Origin of the sequence: Serratia sp. JSRIV004 (genome assembly GCF_019968705.1) — a bacterium.
GTDB classification, from domain to species: domain Bacteria; phylum Pseudomonadota; class Gammaproteobacteria; order Enterobacterales; family Enterobacteriaceae; genus Chania; species Chania fonticola_B.
In genome coordinates, this window is sequence record NZ_CP074140.1 from 867,523 (window position 1) to 889,549 (window position 22,027).

Consider the following 22,027-nt stretch of genomic DNA (forward strand, 5'->3'; position numbering starts at 1 on the left):
ACGCCTGCGGGCGTCTTTTTTTATGGAATTTAGATGGTGAGTAGATCGTTAACAATTGTGGGGTGGCGCTCAATCATCAGCAAGATTTTGAGTGAAGAGCCGGAGGGTATTCGGCGATTTTGTTCCCAACTTTGCACTAGGGAAGGACTAACTCCAACCGCCTGCGCAAACTCTTCCTGCTTCATGCCGCTGGCTTCGCGTAGTGATTTCACGTTGGGGATATGATGGCGATGGACACGAGCAGGCTGCATTTCGCCTTTTTCAATCGCGACCATCTGTTCCATGCTTTCGACCAGATCGTTAAAAAGTTCTTTGTCCACTGTGCAACCTCTAAGCAAGTGCTATACCTTGTGCGGCACCGTTTAATTCAGTTTATCCGTTAACGCTTTAAGTATCGCTTTCTCGGATTCGGTTAAGTCGTCTTTGGCGTTTTTAGGATAAACAATCAGTAGGTAAAGCTTGCCGCTGCGGGTGATAACGTAATAGATAACTCTTACACCACCTTGTTTCCCCATGCCTGGACGGTTCCATCGGATTTTTTTACAACCGCCTGTTTTACTTATAGTATCGCCGTCTGAGTGATATTTTAACAGGTGGGTTTGTAGTTCACGAAAGCTATCATCGTCTAATAGGGTTTCGCGTTGCCTGCTAAAAACTGGGGTTTCGATGAACTCAAAGTATTCCATTACGACGCCTCCATATCATTCACAATACTCGTACATAGTACGACAATCAAGTTCTGATGGTTTATTGTACAGAAAAATTGCACAGACGCCTGCGGCAATCTCAGTTTGACAATATTGTGGAGTTTGTAGGGGGGCCGTACGGGCCCCCTTGTGAGTTTGGTGGGGAATGTCTGCAGTTTCAGAAGACGCCTGCGGGCGTCTTTTTTATGGGAAAAACTCAGCGTGTTCGCTTGGCTACCAGGGTGAACTTGTAATCTTCGCTTTTAAAGAAGTTGCGGCTGAACTCAAACACCGTGCCGTCGTTGAGAAAACCGGTGGAGACCTTCTCCAGGATCGGTTTCTGCGGATCGATCCCTAACGCCTTCACCACCTCTTCGCTTGGCATTACCGGGATGATCTCCTGCTCGCTGCGGTCAATCACCCGCTTTTTAACCTGTTCGATGTAGTGATATTTGGATTTCTGCATCACTTCGTAACTGAGGTCGGGGAACAGCGCCAACGGCATCCAGGTCTCTTCCAGCGTGACCGGTTTTTGCTTGATATAGCGCACCCGTTTGACGTAATACACTTTGTCTTCAGTAGTCAGGTGCAATGCTTCGGCGATGGTTGGGCTGGCCTTGGCGACTTCAAAGATCAGCACGTCGCTGTGGGTTTCCACGTTGCGATCCGCCAACTTTTCATAAAAGCTGGTGAGCTGATAGATATCGTAATTGACCTTTTCCTCTTTGACGTACCAGCCACTGCCCTGAATGCTCTCAATCACCTGCTCTTCGGTCAGCAATTTCAACGCCTGGCGCACCGTTACCCGGCTGACGTTGTACTCCTCGCGCAGTAAAGCCTCGGTCGGTAACGCGTCGCCGGGTTTCAGTTCACCATCCGCAACCTGTTGGCGCAGGGTATCCGCAATCTGGCGATAAATAGGCTTTTTGCTCACGCTGAGTGTCCCCGGCTGGTTGTTGGATCTGCTGCCCGCATTCTAGCCTTAGGCCAGGGATAAACAAACCAATAACGCTATTTCTCGGTAAGTTGTTTTTAAGTTGAATTAATACAAATTTAATACAAAAATGACGTTGATTTGAAATTGATCACAAATTGGTGTGGATTGTGTTGGTATGATCGCCGCCTGTTTATTGACGGAGCCGCCCTGGCTTCAGCGTGAGGATTAAGATGGACCTGAGCAGCCTGACCCACCCCAGCCTGATAAACCTGCAAGTAGCCTTTGCGGGGCGCGATCAGGCCATTCATCTGCTTGCCGACCAACTAGATGCGCAAGGCAAATTACACGACAAAGCGGCTTTTCTACGCGAGGTCTTTGCCCGGGAAGCGCAAGGCCCTACCGCGCTGGGTGAAGGGCTGGCGGTGCCCCATGGTAAAAGCGATGCGGTAAAGGAAGCCGCATTTGCCGTTGCCACGCTGAACACGCCGTTGGAGTGGGAAGGGATTGATGGGCCGGAAAGCGTCAACCTGATCTTCCTGCTGGCGATCCCGCAGGCGCAGGCCGGTACCACGCATATGCAATTACTGACCAGCCTGACAACGGCGCTGGTGGATGACGATATCCGCGCGGCAGTGTTACAGGCCAGCACTCCGGAACAGTTGTTGGCCCTGTTGGCAGGAGGGACGCCGGAATCTGCCCCCAAACCGCAGGATGATTCGCGGCCTACGGTGGTGTGCGTCACCGCTTGCCCGGCCGGTATCGCCCATACCTATATGGCGGCGGAATATCTTGAGAAGGCGGGGCGTAAGCTCGGCATCAACGTGTATGTGGAGAAACAAGGGGCCAACGGGATCGAGGGCCGCCTGACGGCGGAACAGCTAAATAGTGCGACGGCCTGCGTGTTCGCTGCCGAAGTCGCGATTAAAGAAGTGGAGCGCTTCAACGGTATCCCCCGTATCGAAACGCCGGTCGCCGAGCCAATCAAACACGCCGAACGCATTTTGCAGCAGGCATTGGCTGTGGGCCAATCCGCTAACGGTGCTGAGCGGGTGCAGCAAAGCGAAGCGCCGGTGCAGAAAAATAGCGTGAAGACCGAACTCAAACAGGCATTACTCAGCGGGATCTCTTTTGCAGTGCCGCTGATTGTGGCGGGTGGCACGGTGTTGGCTGTTTCGGTACTGCTGGCGCAAATCTTTGGTCTGCAGCATTTGTTCGATCAAGAGAACTCTTGGCTGTGGATGTACCGCAAGCTGGGTGGTGGCATGCTAGGTATCTTGATGGTGCCGGTATTGGCGGCCTACACGGCATATTCGCTGGCGGATAAACCGGCCCTTGGCCCAGGTTTTGCGGCCGGGCTGGCGGCAAACATGATTGGTTCCGGCTTCCTTGGCGGTATTGTGGGCGGCCTGATCGCCGGCTATCTGATGCGCTGGGTGAAAAACCATGTGCGCCTCAGCCCCAACTTCAACGGTTTCCTGACGTTTTATCTTTACCCGGTGATTGGCACGCTGGTAGCGGGCAGCTTGATGCTGTTTGTGATCGGCGAGCCGGTGGCCTGGTTGAACAACAGCCTGACCGCCTGGCTTAACGGCCTGTCTGGTACCAACGCGTTGGTGCTGGGAGCGATCCTCGGTTTTATGTGTTCTTTCGACCTCGGCGGCCCGGTGAACAAGGCAGCCTATGCGTTCTGCCTGGGTGCGATGGCCAACGGTGTGTTCGGCCCTTATGCGATCTTTGGCGCGGTCAAAATGGTCTCGGCCTTTACGGTTACCGCTTCAACGTTGCTGGCCCCACGGCTGTTCCAACAGTTCGAGATTGAAACCGGTAAATCGACCTGGTTGCTTGGCCTGGCAGGCATTACCGAAGGGGCAATCCCGATGGCAATTGAAGATCCTGTGCGGGTGATCGGTTCCTTCCTGGTGGGATCGCTGGTGACCGGTGCGATCGTTGGTGGGATGGGGATTGGCCTGTCGACGCCGGGCGCGGGGATCTTCTCGCTGTTCCTGCTGCACGATAATGGCCTCGGTGGCTTGCTGTCGGCAGCCGTTTGGCTGGGGGCGGCGCTGCTTGGCACGGCGATCTCAACATTGGTGCTGATCCTTTGGCGCCGTCAGGCGATGAAGCAGGGCAAATACACCCTCGTTCAGCCGCAGTAATTCCAGACGAATTAGCTGTCTTATTTAGGAATTGATTATGAAAGCTGTATCACGTGTTCACATTACACCGCATATGCATTGGGATCGTGAGTGGTATTTCACCACCGAGGAGTCACGCATCCTGCTGATCAACAACATGGAAGAGATCCTGACCCGGCTGGAAACCGATCCCGAGTATCGCTTCTATGTACTGGATGGGCAAACGGCGGTGCTGGAAGACTACTTCGCCATCAAACCAGAAAACCACGAGCGGGTGAAAGCGTTGGTGCAGGCTGGCAAGCTGATCGTTGGCCCGTGGTATACCCAAACCGATACCATGGTGGTGTCAGGGGAATCGATCGTTCGTAACCTGATGTATGGCATGCGCGACTGCCTGTCCTTTGGCGAACCGATGAAGATCGGCTATCTGCCGGACTCTTTCAGCATGTCTTCGCAGTTACCGCATATTTTCAACGGGTTTGGTATCACGCGCGCCATGTTCTGGCGCGGCTGCTCCGAGCGCCACGGCACCGACAAGACCGAGTTCCTGTGGCAAAGCAACGACGGCAGCGAAGTTGCGGCACAGGTGCTGCCGCTGGGTTACGCCATTGGTAAATACCTGCCCGAAGATGAAGCCGGGCTGCGCAAACGGCTGGACAGCTATTTCACCGTGCTGGAAAACGCCTCGGTTACCAAGGATATCCTGTTGCCGAACGGCCACGATCAGATGCCGCTGCAACAGAATATCTTCCAGGTGATGGCCAAACTGCGCGAGATTTACCCGCAGCGCGAGTTTGTCATGAGCCGCTTTGAAGAGGTCTTCGAACGGATTGAGGCCAGTCGTGAACGTTTGGTGACGCTGAAGGGGGAGTTTAACGACGGCAAATACATGCGCGTGCACCGCACCATCTCGTCTACCCGCATGGACATCAAGATCGCCCACGCCGAGATCGAGAACAAAATCGTTAATATCCTCGAGCCGTTGGCGGCGATCGCCTGGTCGCTGGGTTTTGAATACCATCACGGCCTGCTGGAGAAAATGTGGAAAGAGATCCTCAAGAACCACGCCCATGACAGCATCGGCTGTTGCTGTAGCGACAAGGTACATCAGGAGATCATGACGCGCTTTATTCTGGCGGACGACATGGCGGAAAACCTGGTGCGCTTCTATATGCGCAAGATCGTCGACAATATGCCGGTACAGCACGCAGATGCCGACAAACTGACGTTCTTCAACCTGCTGCCTTACCCGCGTGAAGAGGTGATCAACACCACCATTCGTATTCGTGCCCAGCAGTTCTCGCTGGTGGACGAACAGGGCCAGCCGGTGGAGTATTTTATCCGCGCCGCGCGGGAGATCGATCCTGGACTGGTAGATCGCCAGATTGTGCATTACGGCAACTACGATCCCTTTATGGAGTACGACATTCAACTCTGTCAGCCATTGCCCGCGATGGGATATTGCACCCTGCATATTCATCCCAATCAGGCAGGCCAGCAACGCCAAGCTGCGTCGCAACCGGCAGAACTGTTGGAAAACGAGTATTACCGCATTGCCCTGAATGCCAACGGTACGTTGGATATTAGCGATAAACAAAGCGGCTATCTCTATCAGCAGGTGCTGCAACTGGAGGATGGCTCCGACGATGGCGATGAGTATGACTATTCGCCTTCCCGTGAAGAGTGGTTGATCTATTCCACGCAAAGCGCAGTGGCTACCTCCATCAAACATGAGGCTTGGCAGAGTATCGCCACACTGGAACTGCGTATGGCATTGCCAGCCAACCTGCAACAGCGGGCGGAGCGCCGTAGTGACGGTTATCTGGATGTGCTGTGCCAAGTGACGTTAGCCCACAACAGCCGCCGGATCGATATTGAGATGTGGCTGGATAACCAGGCCGACGATCACCGCGTACGGGTGTTGATCCCAACGCCGTTCGCCAGTGAAAGCGTGCTGGCGGATAACCAGTTTGGCTGCATTACTCGTCCGGTGGACGATCCGGCGATGGCCGTTTGGCAGCAAGAGGGCTGGAAAGAAGCGCCGATCCCAGTGTGGCAACTGATGAATTTTGCCGCCCTGCATGACGATCTGCATGGGTTGGCGTTGTTTACCGAGGGGCTGCGCGAGTTCGAGATTGTTGGTGAGCGCCGCGATACCTTTGCCCTGACGCTGTTCCGTTCGGTAGGCGTGCTGGGTAAAGAAGAATTGCTGTTGCGGCCAGGTCGCCCTTCTGGCATCAAGCTACCAACGCCTGATTCCCAGATGCGTGGCAAATTGCATTGCCGGTTCAGCCTGTTCGGTTTTGCAGGAGATCCACACCAGGCGGGCGTGATGCAGCAGGCTCGGGCCTACGTCACACCGGTACGCTGTTATAACAAAATCCCGTTTGATGCGATGAAGCTCAATCTGGCAAACTTCCGCACGCCGCTGCACTTTAGCCTGCTTTCGATGCCTGAGTCAGGCCCGGTGTTGAGCGTATTGAAGAAAGCCGAGGATGCCGATGCTTTGATTATCCGCGTGTATAACCCTTCGGAACAGGTGTCGATCGGCGGACAGTTAACATTGGCAGAGCCAGTCAAGGAATGGTTGGAAACTGGGATGGACGAGCATCCGCTGCCACAGCAGGATGTGGCTAAAGGGGATTTCACTAACTTGGCCCCTTGCCAGTCGAAAACCTTCCGCTTTATTCGCTAGCTAACAGCCAGAGGCGTGGATTGCCACGCCTCCGAATGCAGCTATAAACCGAATTGGCGTGCCAGTTGGTCGATAGCGTCACGCTGGAACTGGTTAAACGCTTCGCGGGGCTGCTGTTGCTGAATAAATTCCAGCATCGGGTCCTGCACCTCGGTGCGTATGCCGCTCAACTCTTCCATTACTGCCAGGCCGCAGAACGGCACATAGGCTTCGGAATAACCCCCTTCATGTACCATCACCAGCTTGCCACCACAGAGCCTGTCCGCAGCGCTTTGCACCTGCGCGGTCATAGCGCGGAAACTGTCGCTGTGCAACTGCATCCGCGCCAGTGGATCGATGGCGTTGGCATCGTAACCGCAGGCGATGATGATCATCTCTGGTTTGAACTGCTCCAGTGCCGGAATGACGATTTGCTGCATGGCGTAGTGATAGCCGTCGTCACCGGTCCCGGCCAGCAGCGGAATATTGATGTTGTAACCCGCTCCGGCCCCTTCACCGCGATCTTGTTCGCCAGCGTAGCCCGCCGGGAAACAGCCGTCTTGGTGCAATGAGATGGTCAGCACGTCATTACGTTGCCAGTAGATATGCTGGGTGCCGTTGCCGTGGTGCACGTCCCAGTCGATCACCGCCACCTTGCCTAGCCCGAAACGGTCTTTGGCGCGTTCGATGGCAATGGGAATATTAGCCAGGAAGCAGAACCCCATCGATTGATCCGGCAGGCAGTGATGGCCCGGTGGGCGCGACAGGGAATAGGCATTGTCCAGTTCACCTTTTAGCACCGCCTCGACCGCAGCGCAGGCCAGCCCGGCGGAGAGTTTGGCAATCTCATAGCTGCCTGGACCCAAAGGTGCCTCTTCTCCCAACATACCGCCGCCGTTATCACTCAGCTGTTTGAATCGTTGTAGATAATGTGCCGGATGAATGCGCAGTAAGTCTTCCTCATCGGCCAGCTCGGCACTCAGCAGCTTGAGCTGGCGCGACAGGCCGGAAACGTCCATCAGGTTTTTCATCCGCCGCTTGGTTTCCGGCGATTCAGCATGCCCAGCCCCTGAAGGCGGCTGCACCCAGCCGCCCACCGGCAGCGTGGTGGCATGTAGGCCGGTGCTATGCCAGAAACAGCGTTCATCGAAGAAAAAACCGGTTGTTCTTTTCACCTTATGACTCCTGTTAAACGGCGCGGCGCGCGCGGTGAAGCCAGCGAGATCAGCAGCAGTGACAGTAGCGCACAGCTCAATGCGCCGATCAGCAATGCGTTGATCCCGCCGGAAGATTCGATCAGGTAACCTGCCAGCGTGGGGCCAATGGCCATGCCGCCGCCAATCACCAGATTGATGCTGTTCATCAGCTTGCCGTTGTTATCCAGCACCGAGACGCGCGCCAGAATAAATGGCAGCACAAAGGTCCAGGTAAACTTGAACATCACAGCGGCGAGGGTGAAGCGAATGAGTAGCGGGTTGCGGCTCAGCAGCAGGACGCTAGCAATCAGCAGGCCGTAGCCGATCCGCAGCAGCGGTTTGTGGCTGCGTCTTGCGCCAACCAGTGCCGCCCCACCAGCCCCGATGATGCCAAACAGGGTGGCGGCGGCCAGCACCTGCCCGCTGTGCACCGGTGAAAGGCCTGCGGCCTCGGCGATAGTGCCGATAAAGGTCCACACCGCGCTCAGGCTGATGTAAAAGGCCAATACCGCCAGCACGGCAAACAGCTTGTAGATGGGGGGGCTTGGAGGCATTTGGCTGGCTGCGCTGTGACTATGGCGGAAGCCGCTGGGGAATGCGCCCAGTAACGGCAGGCAACACAGCATGATCGCCGCCAGGATCAGATAAACGGCCATCAGGCCGAAATGAGCAAACAGCGGGGGTAATGCCAGCAAGCCGAACACGCCTAGCAGCAGTTGGCCCAGCACCCAAAAGGCATAGACCCGGCTGGGGTTGGCGGTGCCCGCCGCGCAGGAAATGCAGAGGATCATCAGCGTGCCACCGGCTAGTGAAGCAATAAATCGCAAGGCCAATAGCAGGCTGAAATCGGTGGCCATCGCCGAGGCCAGATTGCCGATCAGGAAGACGATAGCCGCCAGCGTGGCGATTTTGCGCCAGTTGATCCGGCTGATCCACCACCAGGCGGGCAGCGTGGCGATGCTCATGGCTCCCAGTTCGGTGGAAAACAGATGGCCGATCTGGCCTGGTGTGAGGTGCCACTGGCTAGCTAACTGGGCAGCGACGGCGGGGGCGGTCATCAGGATCCCCGGTGCGATGGCGGCAAATACGATAATCGCCGTTAACAGCCTGGGTGGGCAGGGGAGCAAGGCCCCGGCAGAAGGCACAGAAACTGCATCACTGGACATCGTCGTTATCCTTGAGTTTCGTCAATCATTACCCTCCACGCTTTTTAAGCATGGGGAGGCCGCGCCAGCATTGGCGTATGGTTGATTGTTACTGCTTTAGTCAGGATCAGCCGTAGGCAATAAAACCGCTGGAGACCAGTTCGGTGCGATTAACCACGGCGGTTTTGGCAAAGATGTTGCGCATATGGGTTTTCACCGTCGATAGAGAGATACCCAGCTGCAAGGCAATGCGCTTATTGCTGGCCCCTTCACGCACCATATTGACGATCTCCTGCTCTTTGGCGGTGAGCAACTGGGCTTCACTATCTGGCAGTAGATCGCGGGTGGCCAACTCGATCAACGGCAGCACCGCACGTAAGCGGCTGCGCTCCAATTCGGTGAACGGCGTATCGCGGATCAGAGAAACCCCGGCAATGATCCGCTTACGCTGGCGGATAAAAATCTCCGTCATGTCACGCATGCGATTGGGTAGCATAAAGTCGTGATAATAGTGGCGGTTATTGGCGATCGCCGCTGGCGTCATGTTCACCATCTGGATGTCTTGTTGGTGGAAGTTGGCCGGTTTTAACGGGTCCAACTGTTGAAAATGGTCGAGATATTGCTGATGAGTATCAGCGCTAATACCATGAAGAATATAGTGATCTGGCCGCAGGTCCGGGTCCACCAGATAAAAAACCCCGGCAGAAACTGGGATCAGATGCGCAATGGTATTCAGACAGCTCGAGATAAAAGCATCGTTACGCATGAAGGATGATGTGGTTGTCATAATGCATTTTCCTCCGTTGATCGCTCAGTACCCTGAAGGACACCTGCAAAGGTATCTGGACAATATGTGAACGATATCAGCATAGGTGTAGCAATTATGCAACACAACGAAAACATATTAACAACGTGAGCCGGATTGCAATAAAATACATTAATAACAACATCCCCATGCTGATTGAGTGGGCATTTTTTCAGCGTTAGGTCGTGATTTCATTAATACATTAATGAATGATATTGGCGGTTGCTGCTGAATTTAAAGTGATTTCTCGTTTCTCCCTCTTCTGCTCCGCGCTACGTCCTTGACGTTTTATCTCTCCTCCGGGTTAGTTCTTAAGGACGATAGCCAAATTTTTCGATTACTTCCTACACTGCAAAACTTGGCGTGACACACCTGATGAAGAGAGGGTCGCGATTGGTTCATCCGAAAATTAATCAATTTGAGAACGGGTAACTATAGTTACCCGTAATTATTTCAAGGTTACCTATCAGAAAATGCATTGATCCCGGTAAGATTGGCCGTGAACTTCCACAGCTTTAATGCTTCTGCCGGGTCAACGGCATATTCGCAGACTCCCATGAAGGGCTCAGAATACTCAGATGCAAGTGCTGTTACATCACAATCCTCACAATAGAGCCCGCCAAGGCCGTTCAGTTTAGGGTTGGTAGCCGCCCAAACTTCGGTTGCAGCTCCCTGAGCCGTAGATTTGAAGGTCGGGTCGATTGGATTTCCCTCTTTGTCTATCCATCCTTCGCCAGCCATCTCTTCATTCGTCAGGTGGCGCTGCAACGGAGTGAAAATTTTTCCCGGATGCAATGAGAACGCACGAATATCGCGGTCTTTGCCGTAGTTGTCCAACTGAAGCGCAAACAAAACGTTTGCAGTTTTGGACTGGCCGTATGCAAGCCATTTGTCATATCCGGTGCTGAACTGGATATCATCCCACCGGATAGGCGAGTTATGGTGTCCAGCTGATGAGACGCAGACCACCCTTCCACCGGAACGAATGTTATTCCAGATTAAGTTTACCAGCACATAATGCCCTATGTGGTTGGTTGCAAACTGAGATTCCCAGCCCGATCCTACTCTACGCTCAGGGCATGCCATGATACCGGCATTGCACAGCACGTAATCGAACTGATAACGGTTGGCAGAAACAAGCGCGGCCACGCTGCTGATTGAAGCAATGTCAGAAAGATCCATCGGGAAGATAGTGATATTATCCAGCTCACTGAGGTTGCGGGCAGCTGATTCCACATCTCTTGCTCCTACAACAACATGTACTCCCGCAGTAGAGAGAGCTTTTGTTGCCTCAAGCCCCAGACCAGAGTGCCCGCCCGTTATAAAGGCAGTTTTTCCCGTCAGGTCCAGACCCCTGAGCACATCAGATGCTGTTGAAGACGCATTAAATCCTGACTTGACCGGTTTTTGAACTGTCATATTATCCTCCTGATTTTACTCTAATTCAGCCGTGGAGTGAGGGGGGTAAAACTCTTCCAGAGCAGAAATCTCGTGTTCTTCCAGTGCGATTTCAACGCTCCTGATGTTATCGGTGAGTTGTTCAACCGAAGTCACCCCGATGATGGGAAATGTCACAGCGGGACGGGATAGTAGCCGGAGATCGTTTGCCAGCCTGGATTTCGCTTCTTTGAGTCGTGTCGGATTGCCAGCAATAACCTGGGGTATGCCCCCTCATAACCACTATCTTCCTGAACCCGTCATCACAGTTCTTGTTGATAATTTTAAGAATAACAATGGGTTATTTTTATTTTCAGGTGGGTGAAACTAACTAAATAGGAAGCTGGTGTGAAAGCTATGATTATCAATCAGGAACCGACAAGTCATTACACTTATTGAATATTGCGCCTACATAATAAATACACCAAATTAAGCAATTGACCCACTAAATTCTTTACATGAATGCTGAAAAAAGGATTGAACCGCGAGATGTTATAAGTAATATCTTGGAAGTAACACTTAATTCCTGTGGTGGACTATTTGTTTGATATTAATTTAATATGGTGACAATGACCATTATAAATACACCAATTTTTAGTTCCACGGACTTTTTGATAGTCCGGCTAAATGGTTTTTCAGTTGGTATTCCTCCGATATTAGATTGTTCAGTGATTCATGCGGTCGTTCACCGTTTTATTACAACAACCTCGTCCTTAAGGACGATAGCCAGCCTTTTGCTTTCCTTCCTATAGTGAGATTACCGCCCTTGGCGGCTACAACACCGGGTAAAACTACTATAAGAGGAAGTAACCATGAACCTGTCGTCGCGGCTCAGTGCCCAGCTAGAACGGGGCAAGGTCGGGTTCCCCACCACGTTAGCCAGTTCGGTTGGGGTGATCATGGCCAGCCCGGTGATCCTCACCGTTACCAGCGGTTTTGGTATCGGTGGCGACACCTTCGCGCTGGCGATGCTGATCGCCTTTATCATGATGCAAGCCCAGCTCACCACCTTCTCGGAAGCGGCGGCGATCCTGCCCACCACCGGCTCGGTGTATGACTATATCTCCTGCGGCATGGGGCGATTTTTTGCCATTACCGGCACCCTGTCTGCCTATCTGATCGTGCATATCTTTGCCGGTACCGCCGAAACCATTCTTTCCGGCATCATGGCGCTGGTGAACTTTGAGCACCTCAATACCCTGATGGAAAGCAACAACAGCTCGTGGATGATCGGCGTGGGCTTGGTGATCATTTTCGGTATTCTGAATGCGTTTGGCATTGAAGCCTTCGGTAAGGCTGAGGTCGTGCTGACGTTCTGCATGTGGAGCACCTTGATGATCTTTTCGATCGCCGGGTTGCTTTTACCGCATGCTGTACCGCTAGAAGGTTGGTTTGGCACCACGCTGGATGTCGGCGATCCCCTGGCGGTGTTCAGCCTGGTGGGTATGGCGATGTTTATGTTCGTCGGCTGCGAGTTGGTGACGCCGATGGCGCCGGAGATCAAACGTTCTCACCGCGTGATCCCGCGTGCCATGTCCTTGGGACTATGCGGTGTAGCGTTGTGTATGGCGTTATACGGAGCAGCACTTAGCCATCAAGTGGAGAACGTGGTAGTAGATGCTGCCAATAACGTACATCTGTTGGATACGCCGATGGCTATCCCGGCATTTGCTGGCCAGATCATGGGCAACTTCGGTAAATACTGGCTGGGTGTTGGGCTGCTGTTAGCCGGGGCGGCCACCATTAACACCCTGATGGCGGCGGTGCCACGCATTATCTACGGCATGGTGCTGGATGGCGCTATGCCACGTATCTTCGCTTATCTGCACCCGCGCTTTAAAACCCCTGTGGTGGCGATTGCCGCTGCGGTGTTGATCCCCTGCGTTCACGCTTTCGCCATTCAGGGCAATCTGGACCGCATCATGCCGATGGTGCTGGCAGCAGTCTGTGCCTGGGGCGTGGCTTACCTGCTGGTGACCTGCTCGGTGGTGATCCTGCGTATCCGCCGTCCAGATCTGCCACGCGCCTATAAATCGCCTTGGTTCCCGCTGCCGCAGATTGTCTCCAGCATCGGGATCGTGCTGGCGATTTTTTACATCACGCCGCCGGGCATGAACCCACGCGATGTCTACATTCCCTTTGGCATCATGATCGGCCTGACCTCCGCCTATGCGCTGTTCTGGACCCTGTGCGTACAGAAGGTGAATCCGTTTAAACCGGTGCCGGTGGAAGAGGTGCTGGAGAGCGCCTTCAACAAGGCAGAAGCTGCGGAGGTGGAATTTGATCGGCTTACTTCCCTCACTTAATCGTTATTGGCGGCGTGACCCTCCAGGTTATCAGGCAGGGGCCACGCTCACCCGGTTGACGGCGAACCTGCAGCCTTACGCCTGTGAGCGCGTTGCCGTTAATCAGTTACGGCTCACGCTGCCACAGGGGCCGGTAATAGAGGTGGCAGAGCAGGTGCAGTCGCTGTTTTTGGCGCACATCGTCACTCACCGTTTCCGCTTGCAGGGCAACGCACGTTTTACCGAGCCGCTGGTGCTCAACATCATCACTGGTGGTTGGCTGCGTCGTAATGGCGTGGTTTATCGCACCAAGGCCAAACATGATGTTGCCCAGCAGTTGATTGCCGCGTTGCGGCAATACCCACAAATCGGCGACACGTTAGCCAAGCTCGATTTCCGCCGCGCCACGCTCACGATAACAGAGGGCAACTGGCAGTTGGATATTGAGCATTTTGCCGCTTCCGAAGTGGTCAGCCGCCTTCCCGCCAGCCGTCGCTATCTGCGGTTGGAAGCCGAGCAGCGGCGTTTGCTGTTGAGCAGTTTCCTGATGGTCAGCCAGTTGATGGAGCAATGCGATGAGTAGAGTGGTTGTGATCACCGGCGGCGGAACCGGCATTGGGGCTGCCTGTGCTCGTCTGCTGGTGCAGGAGGGGGACCGGGTATTTATCGTCGGACGTCGCCGTGAACCGCTGAACGCCTTGGCTGCGGAGATTGGGGCGTATGCCGTAGTTGGAGACGCCGCCAGCGGAGCCAGTTGGCAAACCGACATCCTGCCAGCCATTTTACAGCGGGCCGGACGTATCGACTGCCTGATTGCCAGCGCTGGCGGGATGGGGTTGGGTCGTATCACCGACGTCACCGATGTCCAATGGCAACAGGCGTTGGACAGCAATCTCAATAGTGCGTTTGCCAGCGCCCGGGCCTGTTTGCCGGAGCTGGTGAAGCACGGCGGCAATCTGCTGTTTGTCGCTTCTATCGCCTCGTTGGCCGCCGGGCCGGAGGTGTGTGGGTATGTCACCGCCAAACACGCGCTAATCGGCCTGATGCGTTCCATCGCCCGTGACTATGGCCCACAGGGCGTGCGTGCCAACGCGGTTTGCCCCGGCTGGGTGACTACGCCGATGGCCGATGAAGAGATGCAGCCGTTGATGGCGGCACATAACTTAACGCTCGAGCAGGCCTATCAACATGTCTGTCGCGATGTGCCGCTGCGCCGCCCGGCCAGTGCGCAAGAGATCGCCCAGGTGTGTCGTTTTCTCTGCTCAACGCAGGCGTCAATTATTACTGGCGCAACGCTGGTGGCCGATGGCGGTTCCACCATTGTCGATGTGCCGACCTTAGCTTTCACTTCCCTGTAAGGAGATTGTCATGAGTTCAGAAGCGGTATTTATTCAGGTTGGCGCACTGGCGGAAGGTTTCGCCCCTCACAGCCATACGCTGGAGCAGCAGGATTTGGCCGGTACTTCGTTGGCGTTCCATTTTGCCGAAGGGGAAACGGTGCAGTGCAGCTTTAACGACGATCAAACCCTGCAGTGGGGAGAGCAACGGGTTGATTACCGGGCAACCGGCATTCGCCCGGGGATCCTGTTTATCGATTTCCTCGATCCGCAGCGGCCCAACGGCAGCGTTACGCTGGTGTGCGATCGTCAGCAGGGTAACTTTACCGCCGTCTATGGTCAGTTGCCGGAGGAATCGCAGGCGCGGCTGGATGCTTTTAGCCGGGTAGAGCAGGGGTTGCCGCTCACGGCGGTGAATGCCGAATTCCGCTTTGGCCGACTGGATAGCAGCGATGCAGCATTGCCGCAGTTTACCGACGAATTGATCGGGATGCGTAATCTGTATACCTACAGCCCGACGGAGCGCTATGAGCATATTTATCTGAACAATAATTTCTACGCTTGGCAGTGCTTGGACGGGGTCGAGAAAGGGCTGGCGGATGTCGATCGCTGCCATTACGTCAAAGTGGCGGAGAAGCTGTATCTGTTCGTCTGGCGCGAGAAGATCATTCCGACGCTTGGCGTAGTGATGATCGACCTGCAAGAGATGCGCACCGATGGCAAGATCCTCGGTTATCAGGGCAGCGATTTCAGCAGCCTGAGCAACTTTGCCGTAGGCGCTCACGCGCAGATCCTGAACACCACGCATTACCCTAAGGCCTGAGCCGATGACGGCGATTTATGCCAGTGATGCGTTTGCCGGGCAGGTGGTGCTGGTGACCGGCGGTGCACAGGGCATTGGGCTGGCGCTCGTCAGCGCCTTTGCACGTTTGGGGGCCAAGGTGGTGATGGCGGACTTACAACTGCAAAAGGCACTGGAGGCGGCTGAAAGCCTGTGCCAACGGGGTTGTAACGTGGAGGCTACAGCCTGTGATATGGCCGATGCAGGGCAGATTGACGAGCTGGTCACACAGACAGCGAAGCGGCATCAACGGCTGGACGTGGTGATCCACAACGCCGCTTATTTTCCGCTGAGGCCGTTTAACCAGATTGATGCCGAACTGTTGCAACGCACCTTGAGCGTCAATTTGATGGCCCCGTTCTTTCTGGCGCAGGCGGCGTTGCCGTGGATGAAGCGCCAGGGGGGCGGACGTATTCTGGTGACCTCGTCGGTCACTGGGCCAAGGGTAGCCTACCCAGGGCTGGCGCACTATGCGGCTTCCAAGGCGGGGGTAAATGGTTTTATTCGCGCTGCCGCGTTGGAACTGGCATGTGACGGGATCACGGTAAATGGCGTGGAGCCGGGGATGATCCGCACGCCCGCGATGGCAAATCTGGGCGGGGAAGCGCTGAATCAGGCGATAGCTGCTGCGGTGCCGCTGGGCAGGTTGGGGGAGCCGGAGGATATTGCGGCAGCGATGGTCTTTTTGGCCTCGCCGGCTGCGAGTTATATCACCGGCCAGACGCTGGTGGTGGATGGCGGTGCGCTATTGCCGGAAGCCCAACCTGTCATTAATTGAGGAACCCTCTAGGTGCTGATGGGGGCTGCGAGCAGCGCCCCTATTTGTGAGCAACCACGTTGTTAGCCTGTTGATCCCCTAAGCGGATCAGCTCATCGAGCAACGTCATCAACTGATCCATCTTCTGCTTCGAGAATGCTGCTTCTATTTCCCCATATCCCTGTTCCACCTGGTGGCGTGCCAGTTCATACAGCTCCTGGCCTTGCTGGGTCAAGGACACGTACAACTTGCGCTGATCGTTAACCGGCTTGAGGCGAAAGATCAGCTTATCCCGCTCCATGCGCGACAGGATGCCGGTCAGGCTGGGGCGCAGGATGCAGGTCTCTGCGGCCAATTCATGAAACTCAATGGAACGGTTATCGGCCAATACGCGAATGATGCGCCATTGCTGCTCTGTCAGGTTGTGGCTTTTCAGGATCGGGCGGAAGAACCCCATGGCGGTTTCACGCGCCTGCAACAGGGCGATGGTTAACGATTCATGCATGTCGATGGCCTTGGCTTAATTTTATTAACAACTTAATAGTAGCCAATTTTTGACCGGCGGAGAACGGCAAAACGCGATCCGTCACGTAAAAATCCTGCAAAAAAGGTTAATTTGCTGATTAATAACGCTAATGTTCATAATTTGTGAATATTTCGTTATCACGATCACAAATTAAATTAACAACGTTGCGTAAATGCTGAACAGCGTATAAAAGTATTCATTAACATATTAATGATTGGCGTTCCGTAGAAGGAGTCTGCATGAAAGGCACCGTATTTTCCGTAGCACTTAACCACCGCAGCCAGCTTGATGCCTGGGATCAGGCGTTTCGCGCCGCCCCTTACCAAACGCCGCCCAAGACGCCGGTGTGGTTCATCAAACCGCGCAATACCCATCTTGCCAACGGTGGCAGCATCCCGTTCCCGGCCGGTGAAACCGTACAAAGTGGCGCAACGCTGGCAGTAGTGATGGGTAGCACCGCCCGCAAGGTGCCAGCGGATAAGGTGGCCGATTATGTGGCCGGTTACGCCTTGGCAAACGACGTCAGCCTGCCGGAAACCAGCTTCTATCGCCCGGCAATCAAAGCCAAATGCCGCGACGGTTTCTGCCCGTTGGGAGAGGTTGCTCCACTGGCTAGCACCAGCGGCCTGGAAATCATCACCGAAATCAATGGCGTGGAGCAGGATCGCTGGTCAACGGCCGATCTGGTGCGTTCGGTGCCGGAACTGATCGCCGCCATCAGCGATTTTATTACCCTGCAACCGGGGGATGCGGTGCTGATTGGCACGCCACACCAGCGGGTTGAGATCAAGCTAGGTGATCAAGTGACGGTGCGGGCCGCAGGTTTGCCAACCCTTACCAGCCCAGTGACGCAGGCAGGAGAATAACCATGAGACATGCTCGTATCCGCCATCATGGCCAGATTGTTAACGTCACCGTAGACGACCAGCTAAGCGTTACCCTACCCGATGGCAGTAAGCTCGATGAGTACGATGTGGAATGGCTGCCACCGGCGCAGGGCACGATATTTGCCCTCGGCCTGAACTATGCCGATCACGCCAGTGAGCTGGAGTTTAAAGCGCCGGAAGAGCCTTTGGTGTTCCTCAAAGGGCCAAACAGCCTGACCGGCCACCGCCAGGTTTCCGTGCGACCGGCGCAGGTGGAATACATGCACTACGAAGCCGAGCTGGTGGCGGTGATCGGTAAAACCGCGCGCAACGTCAGCCGTGAGCAGGCGATGGATTACGTGGCCGGTTACACCCTGTGTAACGACTACGCCATCCGCGACTACCTGGAAAACTACTACCGCCCCAACCTGCGGGTGAAAAGCCGCGACACCTTGACGCCTATCGGCCCCTACATTGTCGATCGTGACGATGTCGCGGATCCGCATAACCTGACGCTCAGCACCTATGTTAACGGTGAACTGCGCCAGCGCGGCACCACTGCCGACATGATTTTCGACATTCCGTTCCTGATCGAATACCTGAGTGAATTTATGACGTTGCAGCCTGGCGACATGATCGCCACCGGCACGCCGAAAGGGCTGGCCGACGTGCAGCCTGGGGATGAAATTGTGGTGGAGATCGAAGGCATTGGCCGCTTGGTTAACCACATCATCAGTGAAAAAGATTACGAGGAGAGCAAGGGATGAAAACCATCAACCATTGGATCAACGGCAAGAACGTCGCCAGCAAAGAGTATTTCACCACCACCAACCCGGCTAACGGCGAGGTGCTGGCGGAAGTGGCGTCCGGTGGCCAGCTCGAAATCGACCAGGCAGTAGCCGCAGCCAAAGAAGCCTTCCCGAAATGGGCCAATACGCCGATGAAAGAGCGTGCGCGCCTGATGCGTCGCCTGGGTGAGCTGATCGACCAGAACGTGCCGCAGATTGCCGAGATGGAAACCGCGGACACCGGGTTGCCGATCCACCAGACCAAAAACGTGCTGATCCCACGCGCCTCGCACAACTTTGAGTTCTTTGCCGAGATCTGCCAGCAGATGAATGGCCGCACCTACCCGGTGGACGACAAGATGCTCAACTACACGCTGATCCAGCCGGTGGGCGTGTGTGCGCTGGTATCGCCGTGGAACGTGCCATTCATGACTGCCACCTGGAAGACCGCGCCTTGCCTGGCGCTGGGTAACACTGCGGTGCTGAAAATGTCCGAGCTTTCGCCACTGACGGCGGATCGCCTGGGTGAACTGGCGCTGGAAGCCGGTATTCCTGCCGGGGTGCTGAACGTGGTGCAAGGCTATGGCGCAACGGCGGGGGATGCTCTGGTACGCCATAAAGACGTGCGTGCGGTGTCCTTCACCGGGGGGACCTCAACCGGCCGCCGCATTATTGAAAGCGCCGGGCTGAAGAAATTCTCGATGGAGCTGGGCGGCAAATCACCGGTGCTGATCTTTGAGGATGCCGATATCGAGCGGGCGTTGGATGCTGCGCTGTTCACCATCTTCTCGATTAACGGTGAACGCTGCACCGCGGGTTCACGCATCTTTATTCAGGAAAGTATTTACCCGGAATTCGTCAAACGCTTTGCCGAGCGTGCCAACCGCCTGCGCGTGGGCGATCCGATGGATCCCAATACCCAGGTCGGTGCGTTGATCAGCCCGCAGCACTGGGAAAAAGTCTCCGGTTATATTCGCTTGGGTATCGAAGAAGGAGCCACTTTGTTGGCTGGTGGTCCGGACAAACCGGCCGGATTGAGCCATGGCAACTTCCTGCGCCCAACGGTGCTGGCTGATGTTAACAACAATATGCGTGTCGCGCAGGAAGAGATCTTCGGGCCGGTGGCCTGCCTCCTGCCGTTCAAATCAGAAGAAGACGGCCTGCGCATGGCCAACGATGTGGAGTACGGCCTGGCGTCGTACATCTGGACGCAGGATGTGAGCAAAGTACTGCGTCTGGCCCGCAATATTGAAGCGGGTATGGTTTTCGTCAACACCCAGAACGTACGCGATCTGCGCCAGCCGTTTGGCGGGGTGAAATCCTCTGGCACCGGCCGGGAAGGTGGTGAGTACAGCTTCGAAGTGTTTGCCGAGATGAAAAACGTTTGTATCTCCATGGGGGATCACCCGATCCCACGTTGGGGAGTGTGAGATAGCTCCGTGCCCTTTAAAACAACAACCAAGGACTAGACCCGATAGACATCAGCCTGCGGCCAGCCGTGCCGCAGGCTGAAAGATAAAGGGAATAGGAGGACATATGGGTAAATTAGCATTAGCCGCAAAGATTACACACGTTCCTTCGATGTACCTGTCTGAATTGCCAGGAGAACACCATGGCTGCCGTCAAGCCGCCATTGATGGTCACAAAGAAATCAGTGCCCGCTGTCGCGAAATGGGCGTCGACACCATTATCGTGTTTGATACCCACTGGCTGGTGAACAGCGCCTACCACATCAACTGCAACTCGCATTTCAAAGGGCTTTACACCAGCAACGAGCTGCCGCACTTCATTCGTGACATGACTTACGAATATGACGGCAACCCGGAGCTGGGCCAGATGATTGCCGAGGAAGCTCGCAAGCTTGGCGTACGTGCCAAGGCGCACGAGATCCCAAGCCTGGAGCTGGAATACGGCACGCTGGTGCCAATGCGCTACATGAACAGCGACCGCCACTTCAAGGTGATCTCCATTTCTGCCTTCTGCACCGTGCATGATTTTGCCGATAGCCGCCGCCTGGGTGAAGCGATTAAAACCGCGATTGAGAAATACGACGGCACCGTGGCGGTATTGGCCAGCGGCTCGCTGTCGCATCGCTTTATCGACGATCAACGTGCCGAGCAGGGCATGAACAGCTACACCCGCCAGTTCGACCAGCAGATGGACGAAAGGGTAGTGAAACTGTGGGAAGAAGGGCGCTTCCGCGAGTTCTGCGAAATGCTGCCGGAGTACGCTGACTACTGCTATGGCGAAGGCAATATGCACGACACCGTGATGTTGCTGGGCCTGCTGGGCTGGGACAAATATCAGGGCAAGGTGGAGTTTGTTACCCCGCTGTTTGCCAGTTCCGGAACCGGCCAGGTCAACGGCATATTCCCTCTTCCTGCTGAAGCCTGAGGATACCCAATGCCCCATTTTTACGCTGAATGTACCGACAACATCCGCCGGGAGGCGGATTTACCCGCGCTGTTCGACAAGGTTAATCACGCGCTGGCGGAAACCGGCATCTTCCCGCTGGCGGGCATCCGTAGCCGCGCCATCTGGCTGGATACCTGGCAGATGGCCGACGGCAAGCAGAACTATGCCTTTGTGCATATGACGCTGAAGATTGGCCACGGCCGCAGCCTGGAGAGCCGCCAGCAGGTGGGCGAAATGCTGTTCATCCTGATCAAGGATCACTTCGCCGCGCTGATGGCTAACCGTTATCTGGCGCTCTCCTTCACCATCGAAGAGCTGGATCCGGTGCTCAACTATAAGCAGAACAACGTCCATGCGCTGTTTAGCAAGGACTGAACAAGGAGTGGTAAATGCTGGATAAAGACGTACTGAGCCGAGCCGTGCAGCGCCTGCATCAGGCCGAGCAGAGCCGGGAGCAGATCCGCGCGCTATCGCTGGATCACCCGGAGATCACTATTGAAGATGCCTATGCTATCCAGCGCCAGTGGGTTGAGCTGAAGATCGCCGAAGGGCGCACTCTGAAGGGGCATAAGATCGGGCTGACCTCGCGCGCCATGCAGGTCAGCTCGCAGATCACCGAGCCGGACTACGGCGCGCTGCTGGACGACATGTTCTTTAACGATGGCAGCGACATTCCGATCGATCGCTTTATCGTGCCACGCGTCGAAGTGGAGCTGGCGTTTGTGCTGGCGAAGCCGCTGCGCGGGCCGAACTGCACGCTGTTTGATGTCTATAACGCTACCGATTATGTGATCCCGGCGTTGGAGATCATCGATGCTCGCAGTCATAACGTCGATCCGCAAACCCAGCGGCCACGCAAGGTGTTCGACACCATTTCCGACAATGCTGCCAACGCGGGTGTGGTGATGGGGGGCAGGCCGATCAAGCCGGACGCGCTGGATCTACGCTGGATCAGTGCCTTGCTGTATCGCAATGGCGTGATTGAAGAGTCTGGCGTGGCGGCGGCGGTGCTCAATCACCCAGCCAACGGCGTGGCCTGGTTGGCTAATAAGCTGTCCCCGTATGACGTGGAACTGGAAGCCGGGCAGATCATTCTTGGCGGTTCTTTCACCCGCCCGGTGGCGGCGCGGCGCGGCGATACCTTCCATGCCGACTATGGCCCTATGGGCTGCATCAGTTGCCGGTTTGTCTAAGGAG

General features: G+C 55.3%; 22 protein-coding genes and 1 pseudogene. 13 read left to right on the top strand and 10 right to left on the bottom strand.

The features are described from left to right. Positions 1 to 29 precede the first annotated feature (29 nt). From nadS to KGP21_RS04065, 3 genes are all read right to left on the bottom strand, one after another. Positions 30 to 320 (bottom strand): NadS family protein, encoded by a 291-nt coding sequence (nadS, locus tag KGP21_RS04055; protein ID WP_071682469.1) that lies wholly within the window; start codon positions 318 to 320, stop codon positions 30 to 32. Between the two features lie 42 nt (positions 321 to 362). Beyond that, on the bottom strand, positions 363 to 686 hold the full coding sequence (locus KGP21_RS04060) for a type II toxin-antitoxin system RelE/ParE family toxin (protein ID WP_039995466.1): 324 nt from the start codon (positions 684 to 686) through the stop codon (positions 363 to 365). Between the two features lie 217 nt (positions 687 to 903). Then, on the bottom strand, positions 904 to 1,620 hold the full coding sequence (locus tag KGP21_RS04065) for a GntR family transcriptional regulator (RefSeq protein WP_021807990.1): 717 nt from the start codon (positions 1,618 to 1,620) through the stop codon (positions 904 to 906). A 233-nt stretch (positions 1,621 to 1,853) separates the two neighbouring features. Between KGP21_RS04065 and mngA the strand changes: the two genes are divergently transcribed. Together mngA and mngB are read left to right on the top strand one after the other, a co-directional pair. Then, positions 1,854 to 3,779, top strand: coding sequence for a PTS 2-O-a-mannosyl-D-glycerate transporter subunit IIABC (mngA, locus tag KGP21_RS04070; RefSeq protein ID WP_179253644.1), 1,926 nt, complete (start codon positions 1,854 to 1,856; stop codon positions 3,777 to 3,779). 37 nt (positions 3,780 to 3,816) lie between these two features. Then, on the top strand, positions 3,817 to 6,453 hold the full coding sequence (gene mngB, locus KGP21_RS04075) for a mannosylglycerate hydrolase (protein ID WP_223537270.1): 2,637 nt from the start codon (positions 3,817 to 3,819) through the stop codon (positions 6,451 to 6,453). 41 nt (positions 6,454 to 6,494) lie between these two features. On the opposite strand, the gene KGP21_RS04080 is transcribed toward mngB, so the two are convergent. The 6 genes and pseudogenes from KGP21_RS04080 to KGP21_RS04105 form a co-directional block, all read right to left on the bottom strand. Next, positions 6,495 to 7,607 carry a class II histone deacetylase gene (locus KGP21_RS04080; protein WP_223537272.1) on the bottom strand — a complete coding sequence of 371 codons (1,113 nt, stop codon included), beginning with the start codon at positions 7,605 to 7,607 and terminating at the stop codon, positions 6,495 to 6,497. Then, complete coding sequence (locus KGP21_RS04085) at positions 7,604 to 8,794, bottom strand: MFS transporter (protein ID WP_223537275.1); 1,191 nt, start codon at positions 8,792 to 8,794, stop codon at positions 7,604 to 7,606. Before KGP21_RS04085 ends, KGP21_RS04080 begins: the two co-directional genes overlap by 4 nt. Before the next feature lie 106 nt (positions 8,795 to 8,900). Beyond that, positions 8,901 to 9,560 carry a LuxR family transcriptional regulator gene (locus KGP21_RS04090; protein WP_021179178.1) on the bottom strand — a complete coding sequence of 220 codons (660 nt, stop codon included), beginning with the start codon at positions 9,558 to 9,560 and terminating at the stop codon, positions 8,901 to 8,903. Between the two features lie 477 nt (positions 9,561 to 10,037). Further along, positions 10,038 to 10,997: an SDR family NAD(P)-dependent oxidoreductase gene (locus KGP21_RS04095; protein ID WP_021807995.1), complete on the bottom strand. Its 960-nt coding sequence runs from the start codon at positions 10,995 to 10,997 to the stop codon at positions 10,038 to 10,040. Between the two features lie 15 nt (positions 10,998 to 11,012). Then, positions 11,013 to 11,153, bottom strand: coding sequence for a hypothetical protein (locus KGP21_RS29695; protein WP_371824840.1), 141 nt, complete (start codon positions 11,151 to 11,153; stop codon positions 11,013 to 11,015). Positions 11,154 to 11,609: 456 nt separating this feature from the next. Further along, positions 11,610 to 11,708, bottom strand: a pseudogene (locus KGP21_RS04105) (integrase); the annotation flags it as partial. A gap of 119 nt (positions 11,709 to 11,827) precedes the next feature. On the opposite strand from KGP21_RS04105, the gene KGP21_RS04110 reads away from it, so the two are divergent. From KGP21_RS04110 to KGP21_RS04130, 5 genes are read left to right on the top strand one after another with little or no spacing between them, the layout of a single operon-like run. Then, the gene (locus KGP21_RS04110) at positions 11,828 to 13,321 is read left to right on the top strand and encodes an APC family permease (RefSeq protein WP_021179181.1); all 1,494 of its coding nucleotides are present in this window, start codon (positions 11,828 to 11,830) and stop codon (positions 13,319 to 13,321) included. Then, positions 13,296 to 13,883: a DUF3156 family protein gene (locus KGP21_RS04115; RefSeq protein ID WP_223537278.1), complete on the top strand. Its 588-nt coding sequence runs from the start codon at positions 13,296 to 13,298 to the stop codon at positions 13,881 to 13,883. Before KGP21_RS04110 ends, KGP21_RS04115 begins: the two co-directional genes overlap by 26 nt. After that, positions 13,876 to 14,658: an SDR family NAD(P)-dependent oxidoreductase gene (locus KGP21_RS04120; RefSeq protein WP_037376672.1), complete on the top strand. Its 783-nt coding sequence runs from the start codon at positions 13,876 to 13,878 to the stop codon at positions 14,656 to 14,658. Before KGP21_RS04115 ends, KGP21_RS04120 begins: the two co-directional genes overlap by 8 nt. Before the next feature lie 10 nt (positions 14,659 to 14,668). After that, on the top strand, positions 14,669 to 15,460 hold the full coding sequence (locus tag KGP21_RS04125) for a MoaF C-terminal domain-containing protein (protein WP_179248441.1): 792 nt from the start codon (positions 14,669 to 14,671) through the stop codon (positions 15,458 to 15,460). A 4-nt stretch (positions 15,461 to 15,464) separates the two neighbouring features. Further along, positions 15,465 to 16,256 (top strand): SDR family oxidoreductase, encoded by a 792-nt coding sequence (locus KGP21_RS04130; RefSeq protein ID WP_223537280.1) that lies wholly within the window; start codon positions 15,465 to 15,467, stop codon positions 16,254 to 16,256. A 40-nt stretch (positions 16,257 to 16,296) separates the two neighbouring features. On the opposite strand, the gene hpaR is transcribed toward KGP21_RS04130, so the two are convergent. Then, entirely contained in the window at positions 16,297 to 16,740 is a 444-nt protein-coding gene (gene hpaR, locus KGP21_RS04135) for a homoprotocatechuate degradation operon regulator HpaR (protein WP_021808000.1), read from the bottom strand. A 260-nt stretch (positions 16,741 to 17,000) separates the two neighbouring features. Here hpaR and KGP21_RS04140 point away from each other — a divergent pair, with 260 nt between their 5' ends. From KGP21_RS04140 to hpaH, 6 genes are all read left to right on the top strand, one after another. After that, a complete protein-coding gene (locus tag KGP21_RS04140) occupies positions 17,001 to 17,627 on the top strand; it encodes a fumarylacetoacetate hydrolase family protein (protein WP_223537282.1) in 627 nt (208 codons plus the stop codon). Positions 17,628 to 17,629: 2 nt separating this feature from the next. After that, on the top strand, positions 17,630 to 18,394 hold the full coding sequence (locus tag KGP21_RS04145) for a fumarylacetoacetate hydrolase family protein (protein ID WP_021808002.1): 765 nt from the start codon (positions 17,630 to 17,632) through the stop codon (positions 18,392 to 18,394). Next, the gene (hpaE, locus tag KGP21_RS04150; protein ID WP_021808003.1) at positions 18,391 to 19,845 is read left to right on the top strand and encodes a 5-carboxymethyl-2-hydroxymuconate semialdehyde dehydrogenase; all 1,455 of its coding nucleotides are present in this window, start codon (positions 18,391 to 18,393) and stop codon (positions 19,843 to 19,845) included. Before KGP21_RS04145 ends, hpaE begins: the two co-directional genes overlap by 4 nt. Before the next feature lie 106 nt (positions 19,846 to 19,951). Then, entirely contained in the window at positions 19,952 to 20,809 is an 858-nt protein-coding gene (gene hpaD, locus KGP21_RS04155) for a 3,4-dihydroxyphenylacetate 2,3-dioxygenase (protein ID WP_021808004.1), read from the top strand. A 9-nt stretch (positions 20,810 to 20,818) separates the two neighbouring features. Then, on the top strand, positions 20,819 to 21,205 hold the full coding sequence (locus tag KGP21_RS04160; protein ID WP_021179191.1) for a 5-carboxymethyl-2-hydroxymuconate Delta-isomerase: 387 nt from the start codon (positions 20,819 to 20,821) through the stop codon (positions 21,203 to 21,205). A gap of 14 nt (positions 21,206 to 21,219) precedes the next feature. Beyond that, on the top strand, positions 21,220 to 22,023 hold the full coding sequence (hpaH, locus tag KGP21_RS04165; protein WP_021808005.1) for a 2-oxo-hept-4-ene-1,7-dioate hydratase: 804 nt from the start codon (positions 21,220 to 21,222) through the stop codon (positions 22,021 to 22,023). Positions 22,024 to 22,027 lie beyond the last annotated feature (4 nt).

Coding starts and splice junctions, on each gene's coding strand:
- KGP21_RS04060 (WP_039995466.1), bottom strand. CDS start 686: ATGGAATACTTTGAGTTCATCGAAACCCCAGTTTTTAGCAGGCAACGC.
- mngA (WP_179253644.1), top strand. CDS start 1,854: ATGGACCTGAGCAGCCTGACCCACCCCAGCCTGATAAACCTGCAAGTA.
- mngB (WP_223537270.1), top strand. CDS start 3,817: ATGAAAGCTGTATCACGTGTTCACATTACACCGCATATGCATTGGGAT.
- KGP21_RS04085 (WP_223537275.1), bottom strand. CDS start 8,794: ATGTCCAGTGATGCAGTTTCTGTGCCTTCTGCCGGGGCCTTGCTCCCC.
- KGP21_RS04090 (WP_021179178.1), bottom strand. CDS start 9,560: ATGACAACCACATCATCCTTCATGCGTAACGATGCTTTTATCTCGAGC.
- KGP21_RS04095 (WP_021807995.1), bottom strand. CDS start 10,997: ATGACAGTTCAAAAACCGGTCAAGTCAGGATTTAATGCGTCTTCAACA.
- KGP21_RS04110 (WP_021179181.1), top strand. CDS start 11,828: ATGAACCTGTCGTCGCGGCTCAGTGCCCAGCTAGAACGGGGCAAGGTC.
- KGP21_RS04120 (WP_037376672.1), top strand. CDS start 13,876: ATGAGTAGAGTGGTTGTGATCACCGGCGGCGGAACCGGCATTGGGGCT.
- KGP21_RS04125 (WP_179248441.1), top strand. CDS start 14,669: ATGAGTTCAGAAGCGGTATTTATTCAGGTTGGCGCACTGGCGGAAGGT.
- KGP21_RS04130 (WP_223537280.1), top strand. CDS start 15,465: ATGACGGCGATTTATGCCAGTGATGCGTTTGCCGGGCAGGTGGTGCTG.
- hpaR (WP_021808000.1), bottom strand. CDS start 16,740: ATGCATGAATCGTTAACCATCGCCCTGTTGCAGGCGCGTGAAACCGCC.
- KGP21_RS04140 (WP_223537282.1), top strand. CDS start 17,001: ATGAAAGGCACCGTATTTTCCGTAGCACTTAACCACCGCAGCCAGCTT.
- KGP21_RS04145 (WP_021808002.1), top strand. CDS start 17,630: ATGAGACATGCTCGTATCCGCCATCATGGCCAGATTGTTAACGTCACC.
- hpaE (WP_021808003.1), top strand. CDS start 18,391: ATGAAAACCATCAACCATTGGATCAACGGCAAGAACGTCGCCAGCAAA.
- hpaD (WP_021808004.1), top strand. CDS start 19,952: ATGGGTAAATTAGCATTAGCCGCAAAGATTACACACGTTCCTTCGATG.
- KGP21_RS04160 (WP_021179191.1), top strand. CDS start 20,819: ATGCCCCATTTTTACGCTGAATGTACCGACAACATCCGCCGGGAGGCG.
- hpaH (WP_021808005.1), top strand. CDS start 21,220: ATGCTGGATAAAGACGTACTGAGCCGAGCCGTGCAGCGCCTGCATCAG.